Annotated in this window: 16 protein-coding genes and 1 tRNA gene; 7 read left to right on the top strand and 10 right to left on the bottom strand. The window is 44.2% G+C overall.

Features of this window, described 5'->3' with window-relative positions:
• Positions 1–393 precede the first annotated feature (393 nt).
• Entirely contained in the window at positions 394–2,076 is a 1,683-nt protein-coding gene (locus tag B2866_RS04990) for an NAD-dependent malic enzyme (protein ID WP_409520861.1), read from the top strand.
• A 393-nt stretch (positions 2,077–2,469) separates the two neighbouring features.
• Here B2866_RS04990 and B2866_RS04985 read toward each other — a convergent pair.
• The 7 genes from B2866_RS04985 to B2866_RS04955 form a co-directional block, all read right to left on the bottom strand.
• Positions 2,470–2,546: transfer RNA gene (locus tag B2866_RS04985), tRNA-Ile, on the bottom strand.
• Positions 2,547–2,643: 97 nt separating this feature from the next.
• The gene (locus B2866_RS04980; RefSeq protein WP_296191225.1) at positions 2,644–3,456 is read right to left on the bottom strand and encodes a pteridine reductase; all 813 of its coding nucleotides are present in this window, start codon (positions 3,454–3,456) and stop codon (positions 2,644–2,646) included.
• Positions 3,457–3,502: 46 nt separating this feature from the next.
• On the bottom strand, positions 3,503–4,717 hold the full coding sequence (locus B2866_RS04975) for a tRNA nucleotidyltransferase (protein ID WP_296191223.1): 1,215 nt from the start codon (positions 4,715–4,717) through the stop codon (positions 3,503–3,505).
• A 162-nt stretch (positions 4,718–4,879) separates the two neighbouring features.
• Positions 4,880–7,201: an NADP-dependent malic enzyme gene (locus B2866_RS04970; protein ID WP_296191221.1), complete on the bottom strand. Its 2,322-nt coding sequence runs from the start codon at positions 7,199–7,201 to the stop codon at positions 4,880–4,882.
• Positions 7,202–7,542: 341 nt separating this feature from the next.
• On the bottom strand, positions 7,543–9,009 hold the full coding sequence (locus tag B2866_RS04965; RefSeq protein ID WP_296191219.1) for a protein adenylyltransferase SelO: 1,467 nt from the start codon (positions 9,007–9,009) through the stop codon (positions 7,543–7,545).
• 286 nt (positions 9,010–9,295) lie between these two features.
• Positions 9,296–10,693, bottom strand: coding sequence for an acyl-CoA desaturase (locus B2866_RS04960; RefSeq protein WP_296191217.1), 1,398 nt, complete (start codon positions 10,691–10,693; stop codon positions 9,296–9,298).
• Between the two features lie 302 nt (positions 10,694–10,995).
• On the bottom strand, positions 10,996–11,724 hold the full coding sequence (locus B2866_RS04955) for a glycerophosphodiester phosphodiesterase (protein WP_296191216.1): 729 nt from the start codon (positions 11,722–11,724) through the stop codon (positions 10,996–10,998).
• A gap of 369 nt (positions 11,725–12,093) precedes the next feature.
• Between B2866_RS04955 and B2866_RS04950 the strand changes: the two genes are divergently transcribed.
• Positions 12,094–13,062, top strand: a complete 969-nt coding sequence (locus B2866_RS04950) for a hypothetical protein (RefSeq protein WP_296191214.1) — start codon at positions 12,094–12,096, stop codon at positions 13,060–13,062.
• Positions 13,063–13,213: 151 nt separating this feature from the next.
• On the opposite strand, the gene B2866_RS04945 is transcribed toward B2866_RS04950, so the two are convergent.
• The gene (locus tag B2866_RS04945; RefSeq protein WP_296191212.1) at positions 13,214–13,813 is read right to left on the bottom strand and encodes a cob(I)yrinic acid a,c-diamide adenosyltransferase; all 600 of its coding nucleotides are present in this window, start codon (positions 13,811–13,813) and stop codon (positions 13,214–13,216) included.
• A gap of 271 nt (positions 13,814–14,084) precedes the next feature.
• Here B2866_RS04945 and cysS point away from each other — a divergent pair, with 271 nt between their 5' ends.
• From cysS to pdxH, 5 genes are all read left to right on the top strand, one after another.
• The gene (gene cysS, locus B2866_RS04940; RefSeq protein ID WP_296191210.1) at positions 14,085–15,545 is read left to right on the top strand and encodes a cysteine--tRNA ligase; all 1,461 of its coding nucleotides are present in this window, start codon (positions 14,085–14,087) and stop codon (positions 15,543–15,545) included.
• 180 nt (positions 15,546–15,725) lie between these two features.
• Positions 15,726–17,753, top strand: a complete 2,028-nt coding sequence (locus B2866_RS04935) for a mechanosensitive ion channel family protein (RefSeq protein ID WP_296191208.1) — start codon at positions 15,726–15,728, stop codon at positions 17,751–17,753.
• Between the two features lie 365 nt (positions 17,754–18,118).
• Positions 18,119–19,591, top strand: a complete 1,473-nt coding sequence (gene guaB, locus B2866_RS04930; protein WP_296191207.1) for an IMP dehydrogenase — start codon at positions 18,119–18,121, stop codon at positions 19,589–19,591.
• A gap of 406 nt (positions 19,592–19,997) precedes the next feature.
• Positions 19,998–21,368 carry a phosphoglucosamine mutase gene (gene glmM / locus B2866_RS04925; protein ID WP_296191205.1) on the top strand — a complete coding sequence of 457 codons (1,371 nt, stop codon included), beginning with the start codon at positions 19,998–20,000 and terminating at the stop codon, positions 21,366–21,368.
• A 63-nt stretch (positions 21,369–21,431) separates the two neighbouring features.
• Complete coding sequence (pdxH, locus tag B2866_RS04920) at positions 21,432–22,091, top strand: pyridoxamine 5'-phosphate oxidase (protein ID WP_296191227.1); 660 nt, start codon at positions 21,432–21,434, stop codon at positions 22,089–22,091.
• A gap of 128 nt (positions 22,092–22,219) precedes the next feature.
• Here the strand turns inward: pdxH and B2866_RS04915 are convergent, their stop codons facing one another.
• Positions 22,220–23,530: an HlyD family secretion protein gene (locus tag B2866_RS04915; RefSeq protein ID WP_296191203.1), complete on the bottom strand. Its 1,311-nt coding sequence runs from the start codon at positions 23,528–23,530 to the stop codon at positions 22,220–22,222.
• A gap of 100 nt (positions 23,531–23,630) precedes the next feature.
• Complete coding sequence (locus B2866_RS04910) at positions 23,631–25,319, bottom strand: MFS transporter (protein WP_296191202.1); 1,689 nt, start codon at positions 25,317–25,319, stop codon at positions 23,631–23,633.
• Positions 25,320–25,634: the final 315 nt, after the last annotated feature.

Raw genomic sequence — 25,634 nt, 5'->3', positions numbered from 1 at the left:
TCATGGTTGCAATCTCACTTTGGTCGGTGGATAAAGACTTTGATGCTAGCGCATCTAGGCCTCTTTTTCACCTGCTCTTTGATATTGCACTTCATGTGTTAATCTAAGTGTTTTAAAATTGAACTATTTTTAAATTATCAGAGAGTAAATGCTTTGAGAGGGTACGCTAGTCTTGCAATTCCTAACTTACGCCAACATTGACTCGGTAATTAACTCCTTTCATTCACCTCTAATAAAACGCTATTGTTTCTAGGTAAATGTATCAGCAATCAAGTTTAGAGCCAAGCTCAGTCAAAATGAATTGTTATCTATTGTTAAGTACAGGCTGATGCTATGTATAATGCAGCCCTAGCATCATTTTTACTTATATGTCCTTAATAAGAAGATTTTATTATGTCAAACAAGCGTCCTTTATATATTCCTATTGCTGGCCCTGCTCTATTAGAAACCTCTTTATTGAATAAAGGCAGTGCCTTTTCATCAGAAGAACGTGATAGCTTTAATTTAACAGGGCTATTACCTCACAACATTGAGACGATTGAAGAGCAGTCTCTGCGGGCTTATCACCAACTGCGCTCATTCACCAATGCGATGGATAAGCACATTTATTTGCGTAATATACAAGATACCAATGAGACCTTGTTTCATCATCTGGTTGAGCAGCATATTGAGGAAGTCATGCCGCTCATCTACACGCCAACGGTTGGTCAAGCTTGTGAGAAATTCTCACAAATTTATCGCCGTAAAAGGGGTCTGTTTATCTCATATCCTGAGCGCCATAAAATCGATGATATGCTGCAAAATGCCACCAAACAAAATGTCAAAGTGATCGTTGTCACTGACGGTGAACGTATATTAGGCCTTGGCGACCAAGGTATTGGCGGTATGGGCATTCCCATTGGTAAATTGGCTTTGTACACGGCCTGTGGTGGCATCAGTCCCGCTTATTGTTTGCCTATTTTATTAGATGTCGGTACCAATAACCAACAGCTACTTGACGATCCTATGTACATGGGTTGGAGAAATCCACGCATCTCTGGCGATGAATACAATGAATTTGTCGATTTATTTATTCAAGCCGTTAAGCGTCGTTGGCCAGAGGTATTATTACAATTTGAAGATTTTGCCCAAGGGAATGCTACGCCGTTATTAAATCGTTATCGTGACCAGTTATGCTGCTTCAATGATGATATTCAAGGAACTGCCGCGGTTTCGGTCGGTGCTTTGATTGCCGCGTGCCTAAATAAAGGTCAAAAGCTCAGTCAGCAAAAAATAGCATTCTTAGGTGCAGGATCGGCAGGTTGCGGTATTGCTGAGCATATTATTCGCCAAATGCAGCGCGAAGGGTTGACTGAAGAGCAAGCACGCAGCCAAGTATTTATGGTTGACCGTTATGGCTTGCTCACCGATAGCATGACAGAACTACAAAAATTTCAAGAGCCACTGGTGCAAAAACAGTCGGCTATTGAACATTGGGATAAGAGCCAAAAACTTGGTTTAGCGCAAGTGGTTAAGCAAGCCAAAATAACGGTATTGTTCGGTGTAAGCGGACAAAAAGGTCTGTTTACTCAAGAGGTCATCGAGTCCTTATGTGCTAATACTGAAAACCCAATTGTACTACCGCTTTCAAACCCGACGTCTCGTGTGGAAGCTACACCGCAAGAAGTGATGAATTGGAGCCGTGGTCGCGCCATTATTGCAACGGGCAGCCCTTTTGCTCATACCACCTTTAACGGGCAGTCTTTTGAGGTTTCCCAATGTAATAACAGCTATATATTTCCCGGTATCGGTCTTGGGGTTCTAGCAGCACGAGCGACAGGTATCAGTGATAATATGTTAATGGCAGCAAGCCAAGCGCTTGCAGATATATCAATGGAGTACGAAAAAGCACCCGGCGCCATACTACCGCCTATTAAGGTTATTAAAGAGATCAGTCGGAAAATAGCCTATGAAGTGGCTCTACAGGCTGTTCAAGATAAGCTGGCACTACCTATTACGGCGGAGAACTTACAGCGCCGCTTAAAAGCAAATTTTTGGTTACCTGAATATCGCAACTATCGTCGTACTTCTTTCTAGTTTTTAGAAAGTATGTAGATAAATGATAGATAGCTGGCTCTAGACGAACCAAGATAACCTTGGTTAAGCGTTAGCCAGAATTTGATAAATACGGTTGAGCAGTTGTCGCTGAATCGATTGTCTGTAAAAAAGCCATTAGTTCAACAGGAATAAGGGCGTTTTTTAGAGTTATCAATCATTCATTAAAATCGTAAAAGCCCTCTACGCTATATAAAATAGCGTAGAGGGCTTTTTGGTTTCCTAGATAGATTTTTATTATTCCTATTATTTTTATACCAACGTCATGGTATCGATTTCTATATGGTTCGCCATCTACCTATATGTTCTGAAAGTTCTAAAAACCCCATAAAAAAAGGCTTGCTGCATCGCTGCGAACAAGCCTGATTCAATATTTGGTGGGCCCAGTAGGACTTGAACCTACGACCAAAGGATTATGAGTCCTCTGCTCTAACCAACTGAGCTATGGGCCCTAACGTTAGACGCATAATGATACCTGATTTTTTTAAATTTTCAAGTAAAAGATAGCCTGTCAGACAGATATTATTCAAAAACCCCCTGTTTTCATTTTCAGACACCACTGCCAGCCAATGTCAGGCTGCGACCACCATCGACAGTAATTATTTCACCCGTTACATAACGGGCGTGCGCCAGATAAAGCACACTATGGGCAATTTCCTCAGGTTTGCCTATCCGCTGCATAGGAATAGAGTCGATGATGCTTTTTTGCTGCTGCGGGTCAAGTGCTTGGTCGCTATCTGCTTCTGGTAGGATATTGACGCCAGGAGCGACGCCATTGACGCGTACCTCGGGCGCCATATCAAGCGCGAAAGACTGTACCATCATGCGATGCGCCGCCTTTGCCATATTGTAGATGGCATAATCTTTAAAAGGTTTATTATGCGCATGGATATCGAGTAGGCTAATGATACAGCCTTGCTGTGTCCGTAGATAAGGATATAACGCTTGGCTTAATAATAAGGGCGCTTTGGCGTTGGTTAAAAATAACTCATCCCACTGAGCATGATTGATATGACCAAGCGGGCTTGGATAAAAACGAGAGGCGTTATGTACTAAGACATCGAGTTGCCCAAATGCTTGCATAATATTTTGAGTAAATTGCTGTAGCGTCTCGCTATTATTGACAGCCGCCAAATCTGCAAGGACAACAACCGCACTATCAGGGCGAATTTTATTCAGCGCATCGGCTAGGGCATTGGCTTCTTTCTCACTATGATGACAATGGATAATCACACGATAGCCTTGCTCATGGGCGGCACGAACAATGGCTGCACCGATACGCTTAGCACCACCGGTAATTATCATTACGGGCGCTGAAGTATTAGAATCTTTCGATTGGCTTAAGCTAAATTCTTGGTTCATATTAAAGGTATTTTTATTATGTAAATTGCTGGTTGAAAGAACTTGTTTATAAGACAGGTTGTGTTTGTAAATGCTCAATTCTACGTTGTCGTAGTGCTTCGCCAATCGCTGGACCTTTGAGGCTTTGGTCAATATTATCCATGCTAATGGCGTGAAAGCTGCCCAACGCCAGCATCATTTGGCGGTGCTGTATGGCCAGTTTTAAGACATGGCTTGTGACCAAAAGCTGCGAGAGTTTATCCGGCACTTTATGAGCGCTACAAGCTTGGATAAGATCGATTTTCTCGGCGGCGCTCAGTTGGTCTATGCGGCTAAGCTTTTTCGCTTGCTGCACAAATAAAGTGGGAAATTGAGTCTGTGCCTTTGGCACTTTTGCGCTGTTTCCTATCTCATTAATGCCTTTAACCGCAGTAGCTATGTTATTTGATTCTATGTTATCTGAATTCGAGTTTGTAGGTTCTAGCATAAATAAATCTGTGTTCAGACTGGCCATTAATAACGCCCAGCGCTGCGATAAATTTAATTGCATTTGACCGGCGAAATACAATGCGGTTTGTACAATCTCTCGTATTTGACCGTATTTTGCATGGTTCCAAACTTGCTGTAGCGGGGCAAAATACTCCGTCAACGCCCCAATCTCAAACAGCTGCTGCCAATATACCTGCGGCGATACTTGCATCATGGCACGGCTTGATTCTTGCCAAATACGCTCACTACTTAGATGCGCAAGCTCGCCTGAGCGCACTAACTCACGCATCAATAGCAAGGTTTCATCAGCGATACTAAAGCCCAAATCATAGTAACGACTATAAAAGCGCGCGGTGCGCAGTACCCGTAATGGGTCTTCACTAAACGCGCTTGAGACATGACGCAAGGTTTTGCTGTGAATATCGTCCAAGCCCCCATAGTAATCGACGATTTCGTCATTAATAGGCGTATCATCCATAAGGTTTTTGACTTCAATTGCCATGGCATTAACGGTCAAGTCACGACGTTGTAAGTCTTCACGTAACGTCACATCAGGGCTAGCATGCACACTAAAGCCTTGATAGCCGAGCCCTTGTTTGCGCTCTGTTCGCGCTAGCGCATACTCTTCATGACTAATAGGATGCAAAAATACTGGAAAGTCTGCGCCCACTTGCTGAAAGCCTGCCTTTAGCATTTCGATGACCGTCGCGCCGACGACGACAAAATCCTTGTCTTTGATAGGGCGACCCAATAATTTGTCACGAACAGCGCCGCCGACGAGATACACTTGCATAATAGTCTCTTTATATTTATCCAGTATTTACTAAAACAGGTTGCCAAAAAAAACCAGTCAACACTGCTTAGAAGTATTGACTGGTTTTAGTATAGCAGACGGTTTCTATAAATAAACGCTAGACAACCGCCATAATAAAGCGTTCATATATGACATAAACGACTATTTTTGCTCATTGATTAAGTCTTGAGCTTCAGTAACTGCAAGCGCTGTCATATTCACCACACGGCGTGCTGTCGCTGATGGGGTTAGGATATGTACAGGTTTGCTCGCGCCTAGCAAAATAGGACCAATAGACGCACTGCCAGTTGCCGTTTTTAGTAGGTTGAAAGCAATATTTGCTGAATCAAGCGTTGGCAAGATAAGCAAGTTTGCTGAGCCTTTTAGGTTGCTTGATGGTAAGTCGTTAGCACGGATGTGCTCATCAAGTGCCGCATCCCCTTGCATCTCACCGTCGAAGTCAAAGTCGACATTCATTTCTGTCAGTAGCTCATACACCTTACGCATTTTTACTGCACTTTCGCGATCTGATGTACCAAAGTTTGAATGCGAAACTAAGGCCACACGCGGCGTAATGTTAAAGCGACGTAATTGATCAGCTGCAAGTACCGTCATTTCAGCCAATTGCTCAGCCGTTGGGTCTTCATGGATATAAGTGTCGGCAATAAAGATATTACGATCTTGCATTAATACCGCATTCATCGCATAAAAATCGCTGACGCCTTCTTTTTTGTCGATAACTCGGCTGACGTATTTTAAATGCAGATGATAGTAGCTAAAAGTACCACAAATCATGCCATCAGCATCACCGTTTTCAACCAGTAGGGCACCGATTAAAGAAGTCTTACGGCGAACATCACGGCGCGCAAGCTCAATACTGACACCATTACGTTTGTTTTTCTCGTAGTAGCCTTGCCAGTAGTCTTTATAGCGTGGATCATCATCTTGATTAACAATGGTGATGTTCTCACCATCTTTTAGGCGTAGTGCTAATTTTTCGATGTTCTTTTCAATAATGGCAGGGCGACCGACCAAGATTGGATGTGCCAACTGCTCGTCAACGACCACTTGTACCGCAAGCAGTACGTTGCGGTCTTCGCCTTCACAGTAAACAATGCGTTTAGGATCAGCTTTCGCGCGGGCAAAGATAGGCTTCATGACAAACGCTGAGTTATAAACAAACTCAGACAAGCGTTGACGATAGGCTTTCATATCAGAGATAGGTAGGGTTGCAACACCAGAATCCATCGCTGCTTTGGCAACCGCAGAGGCGATTTCAATGATTAGGTTTGGCTCAAGAGGGCCTGGGATAAGATAATCACGGCCAAAGCTTGGCGTACTCTCAACGTTTTTCACGTTATTCATTGGTGTCGCTTCAACATGCGCCATGGCCGCGATAGCTTTGACGCAAGCGATTTTCATCTCTTCATTAACCGCTGTTGCCCCAACATCAAGTGCACCGCGGAAGATATAAGGGAAACATAAGGCGTTATTTACTTGGTTTGGATAGTCTGAGCGACCGGTTGCCATGATAACGTCTGGACGTACGGCGTGCGCCACTTCTGGCATAATTTCAGGCGTTGGGTTGGCAAGGGCAAAGACGATTGGGTCTTTTGCCATACGGCGCACCATGTCTTCAGTCAATGTGCCAGGCATAGATAGGCCTAAGAACATATCGACATCATCCATCACTTCTTCGATGGTAGTGGCAGTGGTATTGCGCGCATAACGCTGCTTGGTTTCATCAAGGTTCTCGCGGCTGGTGGTGATGATACCGCGTGAGTCTGATACCAAGATATTATTTTTATCAACGCCAAGCGCACAAATGATATCCAAGCAAGAGATAGCTGCCGCACCTGCGCCAGAGCAGACCACTTTAATCTCTTCGATTTTTTTGCCAGTGATGAGTAAAGCGTTTAGCATCGCCGCTGCAACAATGATTGACGTACCATGTTGGTCATCGTGGAATACTGGAATGTTCATGCGCTCACGTAATTCGCGCTCGATTTTGAAACATTCTGGGGCTTTGATGTCTTCAAGGTTAATACCACCAAAAGTAGGCTCAAGCGAGGCGACAGCTTCGATGAACTTATCTGGATCATTTTGGGCAATTTCAATATCAAAAACGTCGATACCAGCGAACTTTTTGAATAAAACCCCTTTACCTTCCATGACAGGCTTAGATGCCAATGGACCAATATTTCCTAAACCAAGCACTGCAGTACCGTTGGTGATCACGCCAACCAAGTTACTACGAGCGGTATATTTAGCCGCTAGCGCCGGATCTCTTTGAATCTCAAGACAAGGTATTGCAACCCCTGGAGAGTAAGCAAGTGCCAAATCACGTTGGTTGGCCAATTGCTTGATAGGCGTAACTGAGATTTTACCTGGGCGTGGAAACTCATGGTAATGTAAGGCAGCTTGTTCAAACTGCTCTTTTTCCGTAATAGGGGTATCCGTATTCAAAGTGATATCGTCATTCATAATAATTGCCATGGTTGGAATAATTGGAATAAAGTAAATGGTGATAAAAACCAACGTCTATGCCTCAAAATCATGAAATATGATAATGAAGGTACATTTATACTAAAAAGGTCGTGATCGGCGACTAGACATCAGCGTAAAAACAGCAATCTCACAGGAAGCGTTATTCTAGCACTATTGGTATTTCACTGCCTAGTCAAGTCATCTCAATTGTGTGAATAATATAATAAAATGATATTCGTTATTTTGCTGATTGATAATGGCAAAAAATGTGCGTCGATATCAACCATAATTGCATAATATTTCAAAATATTACAGAATAGCAGCTTGCCCGTATTCTCTTACGAAGAACAACTAATTGGCATTTGCGGCGCATGGGGCGCGGGCGGCATGGTGTCAAGCGCAGTGGCGATGTCTTGGACGTTGTAAGGATTGGCAAGCAATTCAAAGACCCGATTTAACTCATCAAATTGCCCTTGTTCCGCCGCCGTAATCGCGCGCTGCGCCACACTATTACGCAGTACATAAACCGGATTGTTGCTACGCATTTGCTCAATAGAGGCTTCGCTAGATAACGGTTCTAGCGCTGCCAAATACCGGGTTGACCATTGTTGCCAAACGTGCTGCGCCTCATTATTAAACTCAGCAGTCATTTTTGCCAGCAGCTCTTGCTCATAAGGATATTCATTTGGCGCGACAAAACCCAATAGCGCGCGGAAACTGTTGCTATAGTCGAGTAAGTTATCTTCTAGCAATGTCAGCCATTCAAAGGCAAGGGTCAAACTCTCTTTACTATGCCGCAGCCCGAGCTTACGGCACAGGCCTTGCTGATAATGCTGCATAAAGGTTGCTTCATACGGTGCTAGGCAATCAGCCAAGGTTTCGCGTGTTACGCCGTCCAAGCGCATAAAGTGCGGTAGCCAAATATTTAAGTTCCAATGACCGATGGCAGGCTGGTTTTGATAAGCATAACGTCCGGTATGGTCGGAGTGATTGTTAATCCACGCAGGATTAAAACGCTCCATAAAACCAAACGGACCAAAGTCTAAGGTACTGCCCGTTATGGATAAGTTATCAGTATTCATCACCCCATGGGCAAAACCAATCAATTGCCAGTCAGCAATCATACGTGCGGTACGCTCAACCACAGTTTGTAAAAATGCCAAGACTGGCGTCTCGCTATCACGGCATTCTGGATAGTAAGTATCAATCATATAGTCGGTAAATTCGCCAAGCAGGTCGGGTGCAAAGCTGGCAATCCACTCAACATGACCGAGGCGAATATGGCTATCAGCGACGCGCATTAATGCCGCGCCTGCTTCCATACGCTCACGGCGAACTTTAGTATCTGATACCACAAAGCCCAAGGCATTAGACGAAGGGATGCCAAGTTGTGTCAGCGCATGACCGCACAAATACTCGCGAATGGTACTACGCAGCACCGCACGCCCATCGCCCATGCGTGAGTAAGGGGTCAGACCAATGCCCTTTAAATGCAAATCTTGTAATTTATCATTATTATCGAGCACTTGCGCCATCAGTAAACCGCGACCATCGCCCAATTGTCCGGCCCACTGTCCGAACTGGTGACCAGCATAGGCCATGGACAGCGGTCGAAACTCAGCTGGCACGTATTGACCACCTAATATTTCAACCCAACGTGCCATCAGCTCTTCATCATCGAGCCAGCCTAATTGCTTAGCAACTTCGGTGTTAAAATGGCCAGCGCGCGGATTGTCAAGCGGTGTCGGCTGCTGCTCATGATAAAGGCGAGTATCTAATGTGACGTAAGCATTTTGATAGCGCATAGGTATGTTCCGATATAGAGGTATGGATTCTTAATATAAAAACTTAAGGTTAAAGTGAGTAATGAACGAGTAATGAAAGTAGTAAACTTACTATAGCATAGCCTTAATAATGCCGCGTTTCACTCTGTCCATCTCTTGTAATTGCTGTATAAACAATGAGCGGGCAAAAATAATAAGTGCGTAAACGAGCAGCGCACAACTCATGGCCGAAAAAAACCCCCTATCTTTACAGATAGAGGGCAGGAGAAACGTACGATAAAAACTAAGATAATAAATCTATAAACGCTTATGCCGCTTTCGGGCTTTGAGCAATAGAGCGAAACGCCGTTTTTAGATTGCTATTATGCGCCAGTATTTTTTGCTCAACTTTGGCATAGTCGTGCTTTAGCATCTCTTCAACTTCATGCAAGCGATCAGCAAACTCGGTTTTTTTCAGCTCAATGGTTTTGGCTTTTAGCGCTTGCCATTCTTCGACCGTTTGCGTAAAGGCATCATATTCAAACTTGATACGATCTTGGAAACTCTTCATCGCATGCGGAATATCAAGTCCGTTCGCAGTAGCACTATCAATCTGCTGTTGGGCTTTTTTGAACTGCATTTGCACTTCAGCATGCTTGATGGTGGTGTCGTCAACCGTACGCAATTCACTCGTTAAACCAAGTTTAGATAAGCCCAAGATAAGCCATTTAGTTGGATCATATTGCCACCATTTCACACCATTACGATAGTCGTATTGGAAGAAGTGATGATAGTTATGATAACCCTCACCCCACGTAAAGATAGCAAGGAAGAAGTTATCACGCGCACTATTGGTGTCGGTATAAGGACGCGTACCAAACATATGGCATAGCGAGTTGATAAAGAAGGTAAAGTGATGGGTCAATACCAAACGCAGTAGGCCTGCCAATACGAGCGTGCCCCAAACGTCACCGATTAACCAACCAACTGCCGCAACCATCGCAACGTTGGTAGCCAGTACCCATAAACCATAGTATTTATGCTGAATCTGTAGCACTTTATCTTTGGTTAAATCAGGAATGTTTTTATAATCAAAGCGGCCACTAGGATAATTGCGTAACATCCAGCCGATATGACTAAAGAAAAAACCACGTTTTGCTGAATAAGGATCTTCCATGCGGTCATCAACGTGACGGTGATGCGTACGGTGGCCTGATACCCAGTCAAAGGCAGAGCCTTGAACCGCAAGGGTTGAGCCAAGTAATAGGAAGTTTTTTACCAAGGGATGAGCTTTATAAGCACGATGCGACAAGAGGCGATGATAGCCTGCGGTAATACTAATACCTGTCCACACCATAAAAGCACCAAACACGCCCCAAACCGGCGCACTAACTTGATGGGTCATCAAGTACCATGGCGTAATGACGGCAGCAGCAATAGGCGTTGCAATCAGAAAAATCGCTGGAACCAGATTGATTGGCGATTTTTGAAATTCAAGCTCAAGCGGATCGATACCCTCATAGTTAGCGACTGCATTGGCATCTTTATAACCGCTCGTCGTCGCAAACTGCGTATCGGCAGCCTCATCAGTTTTGCTTTTGCCAGTATCAAGCCACGTCTTCACGCGCAGCGCCTGAGTGCCAGCATGCTGTATAAGCGTATCACCCGACTTCATGGCGAAACGCAAGCCCTTAAGTGGTAAGCCTATTACTTTTTTAGCTATCATGTAATATTCCTAATGATATTAATTTCAGCCTCCATATTACCCTAAAAGACTGATAAAGTGAACAGTTATACACTAGAAAAATATTGCTAAATAACAATAACTTGTATGAGTTATGGCAGGAATTAACCCAAATAACCTCTTACTTATCAGCAATTAAGTGAAAGTGTAAGCAAAAAGATAAGTATGTGTGTTGCCAAAATATTTAGGTGACTATTAAGCCAATTAATTAGCTGGCTTTTTAACGCGAATTTCAAACAAGATTTTTGGATATAAAGAGAAAGAGGAATGAAAGGTTTACTGGCTTAACGCATGAGAAAATAAGTTGGATAATCGGTGATAATGACGTCAACTTGCCATGCTATGAGCTGATTAACCGTCTCGCTATCATTGACGGTCCACGCGCTGACTGGTAAGTGATAACGATGGCAGTGTTTAATGACTGCTTGAGTCAGCAGCGGGTAGTGAATGCCTAGCTGGACGCAGCCAAGTTGCAGGGCAGTTTGCGGTGCGCTTAGCAACGTTTTAGGGGTGCGAATCAGTAAGCCACGCGGAATATGTTGTAAGGTTTTATTGCGTTGCAGCCTTGCGTGTAATTCGACATCGAAGCTGGTCAGCGCTATAGGCAAGCTGGCAAGAGGACTATCGATTAAATCGTGTATTAATGCTCTAATTAATTTGCCGTAATCCGTGCGCTCATGCGTCTTAATTTCAAGCTCAATATAGCGAAAACCTGTTAGCACAGAGGCTATTTCGGCTAAAGGGGTAATCTGATGACCGGACTGCAAATAGCGCCCAATCTCGGCAAGACTCAACTGGTCAATGCAGGATTGCTGAGCACACATGCGTTGTAGGTTGTCATCGTGAAAGACCAGCAAGTGACCATCGGCGCTCAGTTGTACATCAAATTCAACGCCTATCAACCCCGCGCTTTGTAGATTTTGCGCCAGTTTAAAGCCTGCCAAGGTGTTTTCCAGCGCTTCGCCGCGTGCGCCGCGATGGCCCAATAAAAGCGTTTTTTTAAAATTTATCATTATTAATAGCTATCAAAAATTATTATCGCTATCATATCGTCTCTGCAAAATGGGGTCTAATAAAATATTTATCTGAGAACGGAACCATTACTTAGATAGTATACTTATGAGCTGCAGCCACGACATAAAATATGTCTTTGTAGCTTTTTTGCAACCAAAGCAAGGTTTTGTACACAATGTTGGACGTTATTTGTATATCAATAGGCTACACTGATGACCATTTAAATCAAACGCCGTATAATAACGTGGTTTTCAAAACTTGCATGATGATTGTTACTATCTAAATGTCATGATGTGCGTGTAAGCCTTTGAATGTCAAAATACTGGCCGTCAGTAGCGGTACGAATCAGGAAATTGGAGCAAAAAAAGATGAGCGTAGCAAATAAGAGTTTGAGTAAGTGGTATAAAGTTGCTGGTATTGGTATCGCCTGTAGTTTGGTGCTTACGGGCTGTAACCGCTCAGAAAAAGAAGAGGCCACAGAAAATGCCGAGCTAACCGAAGAGACCGCCGCTAATGAAAACGCTGCTGCTACAGCGGTAAGCTGTGATGATCCAATGGTACAAGATCGTCTCAAATCAGCCTTAAAAAATACGCTCAATCAACAGGCACAAACCTTAGCAGCAAGCTATGCTAACGATGCTGAAATTGGTTTAAGTGGTGGCGTTGTCACTGGTAAAACCAATGGTATCGTCATCGATGTGCAAAACGCTGCGGTGTTACAAGCCACAAATGATAATGGCATGACCACCTGTCAGGCGAGTGTCAGTATGACTTTGCCAAGTGAAGACTTATACCAAGCCAGCCAACTGCAAGCGGCTAACAATCAGCCAAGCTTACAATCACGCCTAGCCAACGACAATATCCGTATCAATAACAACATGCTCGTTGATGATGCCTTTACTTATGTCGTTGGTACTCAAGGCGGTCAAGTACGTACGCGTATCGCCGGACAGCCAGCATTGCTGACCGTGGTATCAGAAGTGGTGGCAGGCTCAGCCTTCCAGGCAGCGTTAGAAGAGCAGCGTGCCGTGCAAGCAGCCGAACGTCGCCGTCAAGCGGCACAAAACAATAGCGAAAACCAAACGTCCCAACCAAGACCCGTAACGCCAGCGGCCCCTGTACGTCCAGCTGAGCCTGCGACGCCGCCAACTGTCAACCAAAATAGCAGCAGTCAAAATAGTAGCCAGAACACGAGTAATCAGGATAACCAAAGCAATAACCAAACTGCCCCAACGCCTAGTACCACAGCGCCTGCGACTCCAGCCGCACCTAAGTCAGTCCCTAAAGATGACAGTATCGATATGGTGATTATTGAAGATAAAGACGCAACTTATTAATAACCTCTCAGTTTATTAATAAAATGTCAGTAGGTGCTGTTTAAGCCTAGCGTTTGAAATTCAAAAGCCCGCAACTATCGTAAGTTGCGGGCTTTTTTCTTGCTTGAATTGGTTTTTAGCGGTTAATTTTTAGAGAGCCGTAAAAGCTAAACTATTTATTCTCAGCGAATTTTTGTAATACTTGACTGTCCCATAGCACTTCAGAAACTTGCTCAGGGTCAGTGCAAAAACGTGCAGCAACAAACAGCCAGTCAGACAGGCGATTGATAAAGCTAACTGCCGTTGGACGAATCGCCTCGGAGCGCTGCTGTTGCAATAGCACCGCTTGGCGCTCAGCACGGCGACAGACGGTGCGGGCGACATGCAATTGGCTGACAAGCACTGAGCCCGTCGGCAAGATAAAATCTTTTAGCGCCGGCAAGGTGCTATTCATCGCGTCAATCTGCTGCTCTAACCAGTCGATATGGGCGGCGCTCACGCCTTCATATTCTGGCATGGCAAGCTCGCCACCAATATTAAATAGTAAATGCTGAATAATCACTAATGCTTGGGCAAAATCCGCTTTTTGAGTCTCGTCAATCGGGGTTTGCGTCAACTGCGCGCGTACCAAACCAATATGTGAGTTGAGCTCGTCGACATCACCCATGACGCTAAATAAATGGTCTGCTTTACTCACGCGGCTGCCATCTGCCATACCTGTAGTACCATCATCCCCAGTACGTGTATATATTTTGCTTAAACGATTGCCCATGTTTTTATCCTTAAAGGTCAGTGTTTGTTAAAAAGTCAGTATTTTTTAGCATTGCGAATGTTAGTTATGCGCTCATTGTAGTATTTTACGAGCATTTTCGCTAAGATAATGGGTCAAGTTTTATACCGCTACTTTTTCAAAAATAATAATGACGCTAAATACGGTTATAACTAATATAACTAAGCTATAAATAAGCGTTTTCATTGTTTAAGTATGCAGTAAGAATATTCTCGTTTCACTCTTATCTTTTTCATCATAAGGCTTTTTTACTATGACCACACCTCTTGCAGACGCGATGTCTCAGCTTGCCATTTACGACTCACTTAACGGACGCAAGCAGGTATTTAAGCCGCTGGTTGCGGGCAAAGTCGGCATGTATGTGTGCGGGATGACGGTCTACGATTATTGTCATATTGGTCATGCGCGAGTGGTAGTTGCCTTTGATATGGCGGTGCGCTGGCTGAAACAATTGGGTTATGACGTCAATTATGTGCGTAATATCACCGATATTGATGACAAAATCATCACCCGTGCTGCCGAAAATGGCGAAGAAATTGGTGTATTAACTCAGCGCTTCATTGAAGCGATGCACGAAGATTTCTTAGCCCTTGGTTGTTTAGCGCCTGATGCTGAGCCGCGCGCAACTGACCATATCGATGAGATGCAGCAGATGATTGGCAATTTGGTCAGCAATGACTATGCGTATGCGGGCGATAATGGCGACGTCTATTATGCGGTCGATAGCTTCCCTGATTATGGCAAATTATCTAAACGCAATTTGGACGATATGCAAGCGGGCTCGCGCGTTGATGTCGAAAATGACAAGCGCAATCCGTTTGACTTTGTGTTATGGAAAGCGGCAAAACCTGGCGAGCCACAATGGGCATCACCATGGGGTCAAGGGCGTCCGGGCTGGCATATCGAATGCTCGGCGATGTCGACCAAATGCCTTGGTGATACCTTTGATATTCACGGCGGCGGGCATGATTTACAGTTTCCGCATCATGAAAATGAGATTGCGCAATCGGAAGCAGCGACGGGCTGCGAGTACGCACGTAATTGGATGCACGTTGGTTTTATCAATGTCGACGGCGAAAAGATGTCCAAATCGCTAAATAACTTCTTTACTATTCGTGATGTGATTGCCAAGTACCATTCTGAAACGGTGCGCTTTTTCTTGCTATCTAGTCACTATCGCAGTCAAGTGAATTTCTCAGACAAAGCCTTAGATGAAGCACATAATAGCCTAAGCAGATTATATCAAGCATTAAAAGCTGCCGAACAACAAAAAGGGCAAGAACTTGTCATCGATGAGGCGCTCACCAACTCTACTTATGAAAGTGCCGCCGGACAAGATTTTATCAAGGCCATGAATGATGATTTTAATAGCTCAACGGCTATTAGCGTATTGTTCGGGCTGGCACGTGATATTAATAAAGCACTTAAGGCGGAAGATGTAGAGGGTGCATGGCAGTTGGCGCAGCAGCTGAAAGCCTTGGCGCAGACGTTAAATATATTGCAGCTACCCGTACAGCAGTTTTTGCAAGCGGTCGTGGGTGAGGCGCAAGCAGACGGTTTAAGCGATGCCGCTATCGATGAATTAATCATCGAGCGTGCCGATGCCAAAACCAATAAAAACTTTGCCCGTGCTGATGAGATACGTGAGCAGTTAAAGAATGCGGGTATTGAGCTTGAAGACAGCCGTGCGGGTACGACTTGGCGCCGTGCTTAAATCGTATTCTTGCTATAAGCAATTGTATCAATTAACATTTTACCCTCAAATTAAGTCAGCTTTATGCTGGCTTTTTTTTGTTTAGTGCATTAGCTTAAGCTTATATTAACTCTTAACTCTTAACTCTTAACTCTTAACTCTTAACAACTAATTTTATTATTCGGCCCAGAACCTTATCGTATGAAACATTCTTCTCAGTCTTTGATTGCTAAAAATATCCAAGCCTCGTACATGGACAATATAGGCGACGCTAATGTTTCTGGTTGTAAGAGTCTAGATACTATTAAAGGTAGGTATAAATTGACCGCGAGGCATGTAAACATACGTCACTTTATATTCAGTATTTTCGTCATTATTTTAAGTGTTGTTTATTTGCCTGCTTATGCCGCTAGCAGTTCAACGACTGACAAACAAACCGAAACAACTGTGCCAATCAGCGAGGCGCCAGAGAATATCGTTGATTATGCATCGCAACGGATTGATAAGCTCAAAAAAGAGGGTGTCAGTGTTTCTGCGATTGCCGAGGAAGTAATTAGTCCGTTTGAGAAAAAAACCGAACAGCAAGCGGGGGTATTGCAGGGTGACTCCGGTCTAACGGGCGATTATAACGAAAGTTATTATGCCTTAAATAAGCTCAATGTCGGCTTGCCGCCACTATCTGAGCCACCGAATTTATCGACACCGCTGGCAACGTTAGAGTTTTTTCAATCAGCGGTTATTAAGCAGCAGTATGATTTGGCTGCTTATGCGCTCAATATGAACTTGATTGACGAGGAGTTGCAGCGTAACCAAGCAATGGAGCTTGCCAAACAGCTCGATTTTTTATTGATGGAAAAAAAGCTGTACGCGTTTGATAAGTTGCCCGACCGTCCTGATGGTTTGATTGAACCGCCACTTGGTAGTAATAATAGTATCCAAGGCATTCCTCGGCGCTCAATCCAATTGGGTTATATCGACTATCGAGATCGCCGTGTACCGCTGCATCTTGAGCGTGTACGCATTGATGACAGTCCGCCTTTCTGGGTGTTTTCCGCGCAAACGGTGGCTAATATCGATAAGCTGTATGAGCAATATCAGCCTGCTAAATTTGAGCGTTATTTGCCCGACTGGACCAAATTAAAAGTCTTTGGCATTGCCGTTTGGGAATTCATCGCGTTATTTTTATTCTTTTCTTTTACCATGGGCGCCGGTTGGTTACTCAGTAAAGCCGCCGGTAAATTGCTCAACTGGTACGTATTAGACAAAGAGGGCAATCGGCTCGCCACCATTCATCACAATGGCGTCGAGGACTTGGTCAATAAGCTGACCGTGCCTTTGACGTTTACCATCAGTTTTTCCTCTGTTTATACGTTGGTATCGGGCGGCTTTCCTTATCTAGATGCGCTCGCCTCATCGACACGCCCCATTATTTGGATTGGCTTGGTATTTAGTACTATGTGGCTTGGTATTCGCGCCATTAATTTCTTTGCTAATCGTTATAAAGATTTGCAAATTGAGAATTTAAGCGAAGCGCAGTTTGATAAAGGTCGCAGCCGCCGCACCTATGTGTCTATCTTTCGCCGTGTCTTTATCTTTGTGATGATTTTGGGCGGCATTTGGATAGGACTGAGTGAGTTTACCAATATTGATGGCTTGGGCAAAACGCTACTCACCTCAGCAGGGATTGCGGGCGCGGTGATAGGTATTGCCGCCCAGCCTATTTTGGGAAATATTATCGCAGGGATGCAAGTTGCGATTACCCAGCCTGTGCGTATCGGCGATACGGTGATGATGGAAGGCGAGTGGTGCACGATTGAGGATTTGGGTTACACCTATGCGGTACTCAAAACCTGGGATGAGCGTCGCTTGATAGTGCCGATGCGGCATTTTATCACTGAGATTGTCGAGAACTGGTCGCATACTGAGTCGCATCAAATTTCAGTGATTTATTTATATGTCGATTACGGCGCTGATATCGAAGCCATTCGGCAAAAATATATTGAGCTCGTCAAAGACAGTGAGCTATGGGATAGTGACACCGAGCCTGAGATGTATACGGTATCGGTAACAGAAACCACTATTAAGCTGCGTTGTAGCCAAGCGTCCGATAGCCCGCTCAATGCTTGGTTGCTCGAATGTGAAGTACGTGAGCAGATGCTAAGCTACTTATATAGCGAACAAAAGGATTATCTGCCAGCGGAACGTTTAATCGTTAAAACAGACACATAGTAGGAACATGACGAAGTGGATGCATCATCTAGCAAAATAAGCTGACAAATATGTTATGCGAAGGCTTGCTTTATTTGTTATAATATGGCGTTATTTTTAAGGGATAATTCAGTTATTAAGCGTCGGGTAATTAGATGTTAGGATGTTTAGAAGGGCTGTATTAGCAACTCTACTTTCCTAAGCATTTTATTACTATTGGTAAACAGATAACATGCCGAGCGATAACCGTATTTAAGGTTTGTTCCTCATGGTTTTTTCACAATTCTAGCCGCTTTATTTTGGCGTATTGATTTTGACAAAACGCTCTTTTATCGACGTGATACTGCATTGCCCACCCATCAAAATAACCACCACTAGGGGTCTGTATGTTGCGAATTGTCGATGAAGCCTTAACCTTTGATGACGTTTTATTATTACCAGCTTATTCTGAAATCCTACCAAAAGCTGCTGATTTAACGACCCGCCTAACCAAAAATATTACCTTAAACTTACCGATGATTTCGGCTGCGATGGATACTGTCACTGAGTCTGAGATGGCCATCACTATGGCACAGCTTGGTGGCTTGGGTATTTTGCATAAAAGCATGGATATCGATAAGCAGGCTATGCAAGTACGCCGCGTGAAAAAATTCGAAGCGGGTACGGTTGTCGATCCCATCACCGTGCATCCCGAGATGACGATTGGTGAGCTACTAAGATTGACCCAAGATAACAATATCTCAGGTGTGCCTGTGGTTGAGAAGGGTACCGATAAAGTCATTGGTATCGTCACCCACCGTGACTGGCGTTTTGAGACCAATTTATCCTTACCAGTCAGTCATATCATGACGCCAAAAGATCAGCTCGTCACCGTTAAAGAAGGTGAGAGCAATGAGAATATCAAAAAACTTCTTCATGAGCACCGTATCGAAAAAGTGATTGTGATTAATGATGACTTTCGTTTGCGTGGTCTGATTACGGTCAATGATTTCTCCAAAGCAGAAAACAATCCTAATGCTTGTAAAGATGCCCACGGTCGCTTGCGGGTTGGCGCCGCTGTTGGTACTGGCGCGGATACCCAAGCACGTGTCGAGGCTTTGATTGCTGCTGACGTCGATATTATCGTTGTTGATACCGCCCATGGTCATTCAAAAGGCGTGATTGATAAAGTTTCTTGGATTAAAAAGCACTTTCCAGAGGTACAGGTAATCGGTGGTAATATTGCCACTGGTGATGCTGCTTTGGCATTACGTGACGCTGGTGCAGATGCCGTTAAAGTAGGTATTGGTCCCGGGTCTATCTGTACCACGCGTATCATCGCTGGCGTTGGTATGCCACAAATCTCGGCAATCGATAGTGTTGCAAGCGCGCTAAAAGACAGTATTCCACTGATTGCTGATGGCGGTATCCGCTATTCAGGCGATATGGCAAAAGCCATCGCTGCTGGCGCATCGTGCATCATGGTTGGTTCACTAATGGCGGGTACCGAAGAAGCGCCAGGTGAGGTTGAGCTGTTCCAAGGCCGTTACTATAAAGCCTATCGCGGTATGGGTAGCTTGGGTGCGATGTCAGGTCAAAATGGCTCGTCAGATCGCTATTTTCAAGACGCCAAAGACGGCGTAGAAAAGTTGGTACCAGAAGGTATCGAAGGCCGTGTCCCTTATAAAGGCCCAGTTTCTGGTATTGTCAATCAGATGATGGGTGGCCTACGTTCATCGATGGGTTATACTGGTTGTGCGACCATTGAAGAGATGCGCATGAAGCCGCAGTTTGTCAAAGTCACTTCAGCGGGTATGAAAGAATCTCATGTCCATGATGTACAAATTACCAAAGAAGCACCTAACTATCGCGTTGATTAATCATTTTTTAACGCTAGTTGTGTGTAGGTTGTCGGCTCTGTAGCATTGCCGTGACACCAAGATACAAACAGCCAACAATGCTTTGTTATTGTTGGCTGTTTTTTTTGTAAAATACAGAATTAGATTCTTCTATCTATTTTTTACTATGAGTTAGGTTTCTTATCTAGGTCGATTGCTTATAATTGATGTATTTTAAAAACACTTCGGTATTGCTGGAGTGAGTTTTTAGTCGCATCAAAAAGTACAAAGCTCATAGGAAAACAGCAGACAAAGAAAGTTTATAGCAGCAGACCGTTTTAAAAGGGTTTTTTAAAAAGCGATTTTCTATAAATAATCTTTTTTTAAACCCATGAAAGTCTGTGCGCACGTTTGATTTTTTACTTTATAAAATTGAGGAATAATAATAATGAGTTATTTTGGCACTGATGGTATTCGCGGCAAATTTGGTGAGTTACCGATTACCCCTGATTTTATTTTGAAGTTAGGTTATGTGACGGGGTTGGTGCTGATAGAAAATAATAATAACCCTGCGCGCAAACCCAGTGTGGTGATAGGTAAAGACACGCGTCTGTCTGGCTATGTGATTGAAGGGGCGCTGCAAGCTGGCTTTAATGCTGCTGGTGTCGACGTCCATATGTTAGGCCCGCTACCAACGCCTGCTATCGCGCATCTGACCCGCAGCTTTAATGCCGATGCTGGCGTGGTCATTTCAGCCTCACACAATCCTTATTTTGATAATGGTATTAAATTCTTCTCAGGTGATGGCAAAAAACTGACCGATGAGATGCAAAGCGCAATTAACGATAAATTGACCGCGATCATGGATGCTTCAAATTCTGCTAATAACGCCATCATGCCAATTCTCGATCCAGCACAACTGGGCAAAAACAATCGTATTAATGATGCGAAAGGGCGCTATATCGAATTTTGTAAAGGTAGCTTCCCTTATCAATACGACTTAGATCATTTGACCGTCGTCGTCGACTGTGCCAATGGGGCTGGTTATAGCGTTGCGCCGCGTGTTATGCGTGAGCTTGGCGCCAATGTTATCGCAATTAATAATAAACCTGATGGCATTAATATCAATGCCAATTGCGGCTCAACCCATCCTGAAAATCTGCAAAAAGCGGTACTTGAATATGAGGCCGATGTCGGCATTGCTTTAGATGGCGATGGTGACCGTATCGTGATGGTCGATGAAGCCGGTGAGCTGGTCGATGGCGATGGTATTTTGTATGTACTTGCTACCCAAGGTCAAACCAAAGCCGAAGGCGTCGTTGGTACCTTGATGAGTAATATGGGCTTAGAGTTGGCGTTAAAAGACGCTGATATCGCGTTTACCCGTGCAAAAGTCGGCGACCGCTATGTCATGCAAGAGCTTGAAGCCAATGGTTGGATATTAGGCGGTGAGCCATCTGGTCATATTTTATGCTTGGATAAAAGCCGAACCGGCGATGCCATTATCGCAGGTTTGCAAGTGCTGGCAGTGATGCAAGCACGCGGTAAGGCACTTAGCGATTTGACCGAAGGCTTTGAAGTGTTACCACAAAAACTGGTCAATGTGCGCTTATCGCAAATGCAAGACCCATTTGAGCATGAAGAGCTTGTCGCAGCTTTTGATAAAGCGCGCGCTACTTTAGAAGGTCGTGGTCGCCTGCTTATCCGTCAGTCAGGTACAGAGCCGATGATTCGGGTCATGGTTGAGTCAGACGATGAAATCGAATGCGATGTGATGGCCAATGATTTGGCCGATAAAATCAAAACAGTGTTAGGCTAAACGTCTTGGTTAAATAGACTTATATTAATAATATTCGAAAGTTAGCGAGAAACAATCATGAGTATGGATTTTACCGATCAGCGCTTATCGTATGAGAAAGGGCAACTCGACCAACAGTCAGTACCAAATTCACCATTTGAGCTGCTACACACTTGGATGAATGAAGCGATAGCAGAAGAGGTGCAAGAACCTTATGCGATGAGTTTAGCGACGTGCGGAGCGGACAATAAGCCAAGCGTGCGTATTGTTTTGCTGCGCGAGATTACTGACACAGGCATCGTGTTCTATACTAATTACAAAAGCGCCAAGGGTCAAGATATCGCTGAAAACCCCAATGCCGAAGCCCTGTTTTTTTGGCATAAGCTTGAGCGTCAAATCCGTATCAGCGGCAGCATTGCTAAAATAGACGCTGCTAAATCTGCAGCCTATTTCCAAAAACGTCCGCATGATAGCCAAGTGGGCGCTTGGGTTAGCCAGCCGCAAAGTGGTGAAGTTGCCAATCGCGATGTCATGGAACAAACGTTTGAGCAGTTGCAAAATGATTATCCTGCAGACAGTCAAGTGCCAACCCCTGAGTTTTGGGGTGGCTATGAGATTACGATTGAGAGCATCGAGTTTTGGCAAGGCCGCGCCAATCGTATGCATGACCGCATTGTTTATACGCAAGACAAGAGTGGCACGGGCGACGCGGCAAAATGGACAACCAAACGCTTGTTACCATAAAATGAGCTCATTTAAGCTAAAATCTACTGAAAATAAGATATTCCAAAAATCAAAAAGCCTCTTTAAGCCTGATGTGACAGGTATGTAAAGAGGCTTTTTTGCGGTGATTTTCAGTTTAATTCTTTGCACTAATTTCTTGCTTTGGTATCGACATCTACTGACACTGACATGCCTGGACGTAACTGTGCAAGGTTAGGCTGGTTTTGGTCTAAATCAATTCTGATAGGAACGCGCTGGGCAATTTTTATATAGTTACCCGTCGCAGGATTGGCCGCGCCGGCACTAAATTCGCTGCCCGTCGCTGGTGAGATATTACTGACACGACCACTAAACTTGGCATCGCCAAGGGCATCGACATGAATGGTGGCAGGCTCACCGATACGCATATTGGCCACTTGCGTTTCTTTAAAGTTGGCAATAATCCATACGCCTTTTGGTACGATATACATCAGCTGCGTACCAGCGCTCACGTATTGTCCTTCTTTGACACTGATTTGACTCAGCTGCCCAGACTCTGGTGCTCTAATAACTGTGTTGTCTAAATTAATCTGAGCTTGCTTGGCACCGGCTTCTGCACTCTTGATATTGGCGTCTAAAGATGAGCGGCTACCGCTGGTCTTTTCACTCGCCTCACGAGCAACTTGTAAGTTTGCTTCTGCTTGTTGCACGTTGGCCTGCGCTTTTGCAAGTTGCGCTTTGATATGCGCCACTTCTGCTTTTGATACCGCACCAATAGCGTCTAAACCTTGATAGCGTTTGACGTCTTCACGCGCACTGTCGACGCTGACTTTAGCACTATATAAGTCCGCCTCGCGTGCTTCGATTTGCGCTTGGCTGCTTCCTGTATCCTGCGCATTACTAGCGCGTTCGGTTATAGCGATTTCAATGTTTGCCTGCGCTTGCTCAAGCTGCTGCTTAAAAGTACGATCATCTATTTTTATTAATAAGTCGCCTTCTTTAACATTGGCAAAATCTTCAACCGCCACCTCAGTCACGTAGCCAGATACTTGCGGACTGATAATGGTGGTTTGTCCTTTAACAAAAGCATTATTGGTTTGCTGCACCGTTGGGGTAAAGGGCGGCAGCTTCCAAGCATACAAAATTAATGCCACACCGATAACAATCAAGGCGATTAAGATGCCTAAATTTAAATAAGATTTCTTTTTTGGTGACCAACCCGTGCTGCTAGGAATCGGCTCCTTTGGCGGCACAGACGGCACAGACGGCTCATCACTGTCAGTAACACCATCATTGTTAACACTATTGTCATCACTTACGAGACTGTCGTTAACCGATTTTCTTGTATTGACAGCGTTGGCGGCAGAGTTTGCAACAGCATCTTTGGTATTGGGATGATCTGTTGAATCAGTGTTGTTAGTTAGCGCGTCAGAGGCTGTTTTAGGGTCTTGGTTAAGCTCATTAGATTTTTCTTGGCTCATGCCGCGCTCCTAAAGTTTGAATAGTTATCATAAGTTTTTTGCATGGGTGAATAGGTTAAGCGCCATTTTTTAAATGAAGAAAATGCTTTAATTATTCGGGCTATTTTGCTTCACGCATTTTTGCAATCGCCGCCAATTCTTTAGCCAATGGGTTGCGTTTATGGTAGCGATGATACAAGTAGTTCAGCAATAAAATCAGCGCCGTGATGGTTGCGATACTGGCGATGAGAAAAAACAAATCGTCGTAGGCGGCGACAGTCGCTTGGCGCTGAATACCTTGTAGTACTTGTCCCATTGCAGCAACGTTTGCTTGATTGGCATCTGTGATTTGGGTAGATAACATACGACGTGCGCCTGCGACTTGTGCCATTAAGGCCGGGTCGCCCAAATTAAGCGAGCCTATCATATCGGCGTAGTGCATCTGTGTACGAATGGTGGTAAACGCTTGAATCGCTGCTGCGCCTGCAAGTCCACCAATGGTTTGTGAGATGCCAAAAATAACCGAGAAACTAATAATGTAAGCAGGACCATTAGCAATAGCACGAAACATGCCTTCAAAAACCATCGGACCCATAAAATAGACAGCAGCAAAGGCAATCATAAATTGACTGACATAAAACATATAAGGGGCCGAGTTTAACGACACGCCCGTATCTAACCAAGCGCCAACAGCAATCAGCGCAACGGCAAAAATAACCGGACGACGCAAATCCATCGCATTGGTACTAAAAATACTGATGGATAATGCCAAGACGCTAGCGGCAAGTATCACCGCATAAAAAGTAATCAGCTGATCATTACCGTAGCCTAAGTTGGCCAGTAGACCTGCTGCACCGACATTTTGCTCAGACAATAAAATACGCATCACCGCGCCCGTTATCATAAAAGCAATGATATTGCGGCTACGCATCCAGCGGACTTGTAACATTGGGTTTTTACGGTGCGTTTCAATCCATAAAGCGATGCTAATCGTCACCACCGCGATGATAAGCGGATAGCTCAGCCAAGGCGTTGTCCACCACTGGATACGGCCTTGTACCAAAAATACTGCCAACGCTGCAAGCCCACTAGCAAAAAACGCAAAGCTTAAAAAATCCAGTTTTTCGAATACTTTTTCGGTATTGCCAGGTGGTAGCTCTAAGATATTAATCAGAGCAAAGCAAATCAGGGTTAAGCCCAATTCAAACAAAAATAGCGTTTGAAGTTGACCGTCGACAGCGAGGTATGGGGAGATAATCCTCGATAGAGGAATGCCAAACTGTACTAAGCCAAACCCCAAAATCAGACCGCTAATGCGTTTGGCGGTTGGCATCCCCTGTAGGCAATAAAAAATAGCCAATACGGTCATGGCACTAGCAACCATGCCACTTAAGCCGCGGGCGATGATTTCTAGATAATAAGGCTCAATGATAATAGCGCCTGTATCCAATAAATGACTACTGACTAACCATTGTAAACTGGTGGCCGCCAACAAAAAAAACAGGGTAATTTTGCTAAAGAGCGCCATACCAAATTGCTGACGGATTTTGTATAGCAGCACGGTGATACAAGCATTGGTCATATTATAGGCGACGGATATCCAGCCACCTTCGACTGGCGTCAAGCCCATTTCACCTTGGATTTGGGTTAGATTTGCCACCAATAAACCATTTTGAAAGCTGGCGGTAAGACCAATAACAATACCAATCAGTAAATAAAATACTTTGCGGCGTGTAGGATGATCAGGTGTGGCGGGAGAGCCCACCATAAAGGGTTGTTCGTGCGGTTTAAATTGGTATTCATTGCTCATTGCCTATCGCCACATCAGACAAGTAGAAAGATAAAGTGCCATAGCAGGAATCCTAGACGGGCAAGAATTAGACGAGCAATAAAATAAAAAACAGTCAAAGGACTGTTTGCATTATTTTATCATGATTTCAATTTGAGGCTATTTTGCGATTGTACTTTTTTAGTTTAAAAAGGTGAAAGCGTTTATTGTTACGCTTAAAAATATAGATAATTGCTCTTTGATTTAGACTTTTTTAGCCATGGGCTGCTCAATTGAATGTATTTAAACAACCTAACAACCGTTTATTATTTATAAATATGGCGCTTGACTGAGCTA

Source organism: Psychrobacter sp. UBA3483 (assembly GCF_002377905.1).
Taxonomy (GTDB): domain Bacteria; phylum Pseudomonadota; class Gammaproteobacteria; order Pseudomonadales; family Moraxellaceae; genus Psychrobacter.
This window is presented reverse-complemented; position numbering and strand designations above follow the sequence as displayed.